Annotated in this window: 2 protein-coding genes; both read left to right on the forward strand. The window is 37.1% G+C overall.

Going from position 1 to position 2,010, the window contains the following annotated elements:
• Positions 1-127 precede the first annotated feature (127 nt).
• Positions 128-1,408, forward strand: a complete 1,281-nt coding sequence (csm5, locus tag G4P69_RS37365) for a type III-A CRISPR-associated RAMP protein Csm5 (RefSeq protein ID WP_208339490.1) — start codon at positions 128-130, stop codon at positions 1,406-1,408.
• Between the two features lie 64 nt (positions 1,409-1,472).
• The coding region (cas6, locus tag G4P69_RS37370; RefSeq protein WP_208354955.1) for a CRISPR system precrRNA processing endoribonuclease RAMP protein Cas6 at positions 1,473-2,010 on the forward strand (538 nt) is incomplete at its 3' end.

Raw genomic sequence — 2,010 nt, forward strand, 5'->3', positions numbered from 1 at the left:
AATGGAAAACTCATAGATGTCACGCCAAGGGAATTAATAACTAGTGACGGTAAATACAAAACCCATCCAATATACCGTAGTGGTATTAGTTTAAACCTACCTATTAAAGCACAAAATTCATAACATTATGCTTGCTTCTCCTGTACTTAAAAAACCAGAAGTTTATGAATCAAAAACGATAAGGCTGACTAGCCCAATATTACATATTGGTTCAGCAGTATCCCGATTAAATCCCTTTGAATATGTACAGACAGCAAAAAAAGTCTATCTCCCAAACCAAGAAGCACTCGCAAAAGCATTTAAAAAACAGGGAGGAAGGTTTTTAGATGATTATATTCAAGCGATTAACGATCGCGAGGACATTAGTCATCTTCTGAAACAAGCCTTTGGTGATCAGTGGTGGAGTGCAACGGATACAGATGGTGAACCAATTTTCCCCAATTACGCCATTAGCCAAAAGCTGACCGATCAAAGAATCACAGATTTAAGACCGATGATTCGCAACGGGATGGGAAGATTATTTATTCCTGGTTCTTCGATTAAGGGTGCGATTAGAACTGCGATCGTTTACCATCTTCTCAAACATGCGGAACGCTATCAAACCCCTGCACCTAAACGGATAAGTGAAATTGAGAAAAAATTACGCTCTCGCTTGGGAGAACTCAGCAACAAAAACACCCAAAAATTTGTTGACGATGACCTCTTCATGGAAAGTCTGTTTTCCGAATTTACCTTGACATATCAAGATAGAACCTTTCCAGGTCGCAGTCAAAACACTGATTTTCTAAGGGCGTTAAAAGTCAGCGATTGTGAAGCACTTATTGAAGACAAAATGACTACTAAAAAAGGTCAACAAATTCCTGTTAATTTACCAGTTGCTGCTGAAGTTATAATTTCTAGTAGATTTCCTGATTTTTTAGCTAAATATAAAGCATCTATTTACGTAGAAATGGTGCGTAATGTACAGACAGAATTTACTCTGACACTAGATACAGAAATGCTAGCTTGGTTCAAGCATAAGCAGGGAATGAAGATACCATTTACAAATCTCAACGAGCTCTTGCAAATTTGTCAGGGATTTAGTCAAGATCAGTGGGATTATGAACACGACTACTGGCAAGATATTAAAAACAATCCCAGAGCATCTGCTAGAAATTTAGATTTTAATTATATACGCGAGTTTTATAGTCCTGAAGAATCTCCTTTTTCTCTACGCTTGGGTTGGGGTAGTGGGATGACAGGAACAACTATTGATTTGTTATTTGAAGATGAATTACGCGCAGAAATTCGCGATATATGTGGTATTAGTGCGCCAAAATTTGAAGCACCAAAATCACGACGCACTGTAGTTAATCCTAACGGCGAAATTCGTTTTGTCCCTGGATGGGTTAAGTTTAAAGTTTTATAAAAAGGAGTCAGGAGAGAGAATTCAGGAGTCAGAAGTGAATAGTTATCAGTCTTCAATTTAAATTATGCTCATTTGCTCCAATTGGACATTAACAGTAGACCAGCCCACAGTCCTACCACGTTTTTATTATTTGGAACTGGTAAAGCTGTTACATAATAAACTAGGTTTAGAAATAGGATCAGAAACAATTCCTTCTGTATCCTGTTCTGGAATTTGTGGTTCATATACGATTTCTAGAGACTTTTTAACATTCCAACCCGAGGAATTTTATCAATTATCCCTTTGTGGTTTACAAGAAACTGCTGCAAAAGCAATCAATTCACTAAATTTAGAAGATTCACTAGAATTTCTTGGTGCTAAGTTTAACGTTATTAATCGCGAAGATACGATCACCAGCTATGAAGAACTGTATACAAATTTAGTAGCGAATGAACCAGAAGCAATTCGACGGTTTGACTTGCGATTTATTACACCCACTGCTTTTACTCAACATGGTGTTACTTTACCTCTCCCAATACCAACATTGATATTCCGTAGCTGGTTAGAAAGGTGGAATAATTTTGCCCCGATTTATTTAGGTGGAGATGAATTAATTGTTTATT

It is taken from the genome of Aetokthonos hydrillicola CCALA 1050 (assembly GCF_017591665.1).
GTDB classification, from domain to species: Bacteria; Cyanobacteriota; Cyanobacteriia; order Cyanobacteriales; family Nostocaceae; genus Aetokthonos; species Aetokthonos hydrillicola.